The sequence below is a fragment of the uncultured Peptoniphilus sp. genome (genome assembly GCF_946998875.1).
Lineage (GTDB): Bacteria > Bacillota > Clostridia > Tissierellales > Peptoniphilaceae > Peptoniphilus_A.
Genome location: NZ_CAMQAY010000048.1, coordinates 1 through 3,240 on the forward strand (window position 1 = coordinate 1; position 3,240 = coordinate 3,240).

Here is a 3,240-nt window from a genome sequence, read left to right on the forward strand (position 1 = left end):
CCTAAATCTAAATTTATTTTTCATTGTCTTCTCCTCTAAATTTTACAATCCAAGTCAGTATATCTTCGAATACTGAAGTGTTTAATTCGTAATAAATAAAATTTTTTTCTTTTGTTTCGTAAATCAAATCCTGCTCTCTTAAAATTTTTAGATGATGGGAAATTGTGGCCTTGGATAAGTCAAAGTTGTCTGCAATCTCTCCTGCGTTCATCCTGCCGTTTTTCTTTAGCATATTTAAAATTTCAAGCCTGACTGGATCAGATAGGGCCTTAAAAGTATCAGAAAACATATTTCACCTTCTGCGTCTATTTCGATAATTATCTAAACTATTAATTTTATTATATAAAAATTTTTACAAAATTCAAGACTATTTTGATTTTTTTCGAAGTAGTTTTTTTATTGAGGGATAAAAAAATCCTTATTAAAAATTAATTATCAACTCATAATTATTACTTGGCTCATAATTTTTTCTTGATCATAAAATTTTTGCCGATTCATAATTTTTTACCGATTCATAATTTTTTACTGTTTCATAAAATTTTTTACCAATTCATAATTTTTCTTATTCATAAAATTTTTTTCCACTAAAAATTATTTACCGACTCACAATAATTTCTCCCCAAGATTATTTCTTTTAGTGAAATACTTTCCAGTATATGATATAATTTTAGAGGAAGGTGAAAAAATGATCCAAAGTTTAGTAAAGGCAGCCAATGTTTTAGACATATTAAAAAACGAAAACCGAGAACTTACAATTGCAGAAATTTCTGAATTTTTAAATATACCGCCAAGCACAGCCCATAGAATTTTGTCCACCTTAATTGAAGTGGGCTATGTATCAAAGGACGAGAGGACCCACCTCTATGCTCTTGGACCTGCCCTTATTCCCCTTGGCATAAAGGCATCCTCAAAGCTAGACCCACAAGCTGTGGGAAAATCTGTCTTGGAAAAATTATCTGAAATCACCAAGGAAGATTCTTTTTTTATTATAAAATCTGGGGACAAGGGATTAATGCTTTCAAAGTCTGAAGGCAAGCACACCCTAAAAATCGTAGAAAATTTTGGAATTGAAATAGATTTACACAAGGGTGCAATTAGAAAGACAATTCTAGCCTTTCAACCCAAAGATTACATCAACTATTACTTAGAAAAGGACCTTTCCAACTACTTAGATGCGCCAGTGGATAAGGCAGCCTTAAAAAAAGACTTAATAGACATAAGAAACAAAAAAATTTCTGTCTCCGACTCGGAATACATTGAAGATGCCATTGGCATTGGAGCTCCCGTCTTTAATTACAAGGAGAACCTCGTGGGAGCAATTGGCGTAGTAATTCCTAAGGAAAGAGTTACAGAAGCTACAAAAAAAGAATATATAGAAGCAGTGAAAAACTGCGGTATAGAATTTTCAAAAAATCTCGGATATTCTGAAGCTTAATATTTTTATTATTATGAGTTGTGTCATGGGCACAACTTTTTTCTTTTCCTAAATTTTTTTGCTGACTTAAAATTTTGTGAATTATTATATTTTTGTGAATTTAAATTTTTGTGATTTTTTAATTTTTCCATGAAAAATTTAGAACATAAAATTAAAATTCTCTCATTTTTTAATTTTTCTCTTTGATAATTTCATAATAAAATCAAAATTTCGCCTTTTTTTGATTTTATTTGTTAGAAAAGGCAAAATAAAATTAAAAATTACTGTTTTTTTGATTTTATTTTGTTATAATTGATTGAAATAAAGGAAATTTGATATTTTTTTTGATTTTATTGGAGGATTTATGGATTATTTATACACTTTATACTACAAGAATAAAAATGAATATGAAAAAATTTATAAATCGAGAATAGATTTTAGTGAGACTTTAAAAACTAATCTATCTATAAAACCTTATAGGGAAAATTTGTCCTTTCAGCTTTATTATGTCTTCAATAGAGAAACTTCAAATCTAATAGACATGGTAAATCATAACAATAATACTTTGGAAAAATTAAATGATGAACTGCCAATAATTGCTAAAAGTGCAAATTTATTGGAAATTATTTCTAGTGAATTAAAAAGCTCTAATGATCTTGAAGGCGTAAAATCTGAAAAAAAAGAAATAATCGAAACTACAAGAAATATTTTAAATTCAAAGGACCCTAAAAAATTAAGACTCACTAGCATGATTAAATCCTATCTCTTACTTTTAAATGATAATTCTTTGAAAGTTCCATCAGATTTAAAGGATATTCGTAAAATTTATGACGAGATAACTAAGGGAGAAATTGAAAAAAAAGACCAACCTGACGGGAAATTTTTTAGGCTGAATCCAGTATATGTTCAAAAGAAAAATTCTGTAAATGGTGAAATAATACATCAAGGGGTTTCAGGCGAAAATAAAATAGAAGAATCTATGTCAAATCTTCTAAATTTTCTTTTAAATACCGATTTAGATTTACTTATAAGAGTTGCTATTGCTCATTACTACTTTGGATACATTCATCCCTTTTACGATGGTAACGGTCGGGTAAATAGATTTATTTCAAGCATCTTTCTTAGGAGCAAGTATTCTTATTTAACTTCCATGTCTCTTGCTCGTGGATGCTGGATTAACAAGACTTCTTATTACAAAAGCTTTGATATAACTAATTCAAAAATAAATAAGGGCGAAGTAAATTACTTTGTAGACGAATTTTTGAAAACTTTGATAGCTGGTCAAGAGGATATTATCTTTAATTTGACTACTAAAATAGAAAATTTAAAGCTTGCTAGAAAGTGCATTGAAGATAAAAGTTCAACTTTGAACACCGAACTAAAAAAATCTATCCTATTTTTACTATGTCAAAATTATTATTTCGACAACAATAGCGGTCTCACACGAGATGACATCTTTGAATATACTGATGATTTTAAAAACAAAAACAAAAAAATTAGAGAATTAAAGGAACTTGAAAAAGATGGTTTCATAAAGGCTATAAAAGAAAGACCTTTAATTTATACTTTAGATAAAAATTTTATAGAAAATTTATAAAATAAAGACTTGCTGTGCAGGTCTTTTTTATTGATACTTAAGAAAGTCTCTGTCTTTTAAAGCTTTTCATTATTTGTTAAAATGTAGATAGGAGGTCATTATGCCAATACTTAGTTTAACGAATATAAAAAAATCCTACATAGACGAAGAAACTATTAGAGATGGAAATTTAATAGTGGAAGACCGCGACAAAATTGGCCTTATTGGAATTAACGGCAGTGGCAAGTCC

The 3,240-nt window shown here is 28.4% G+C and carries 3 protein-coding genes; 2 read left to right on the plus strand and 1 reads right to left on the minus strand.

Annotation, left to right across the window (positions count from 1 at the left end; translation table 11 throughout):
- Positions 1-13: 13 nt before the first annotated feature.
- Positions 14-289, minus strand: coding sequence for an autorepressor SdpR family transcription factor (locus Q0U74_RS07690; protein WP_297393869.1), 276 nt, complete (start codon positions 287-289; stop codon positions 14-16).
- A gap of 396 nt (positions 290-685) precedes the next feature.
- Here Q0U74_RS07690 and Q0U74_RS07695 point away from each other — a divergent pair, with 396 nt between their 5' ends.
- Both Q0U74_RS07695 and Q0U74_RS07700 read left to right on the plus strand, forming a co-directional pair.
- Positions 686-1,435, plus strand: a complete 750-nt coding sequence (locus tag Q0U74_RS07695; protein ID WP_297393870.1) for an IclR family transcriptional regulator — start codon at positions 686-688, stop codon at positions 1,433-1,435.
- A 343-nt stretch (positions 1,436-1,778) separates the two neighbouring features.
- Entirely contained in the window at positions 1,779-3,011 is a 1,233-nt protein-coding gene (locus Q0U74_RS07700; RefSeq protein WP_297393872.1) for a Fic family protein, read from the plus strand.
- The last annotated feature ends 229 nt before the right edge of the window (positions 3,012-3,240 follow it).

Coding starts and splice junctions, on each gene's coding strand:
- Q0U74_RS07700 (WP_297393872.1), top strand. CDS start 1,779: ATGGATTATTTATACACTTTATACTACAAGAATAAAAATGAATATGAA.
- Q0U74_RS07695 (WP_297393870.1), top strand. CDS start 686: ATGATCCAAAGTTTAGTAAAGGCAGCCAATGTTTTAGACATATTAAAA.
- Q0U74_RS07690 (WP_297393869.1), bottom strand. CDS start 289: ATGTTTTCTGATACTTTTAAGGCCCTATCTGATCCAGTCAGGCTTGAA.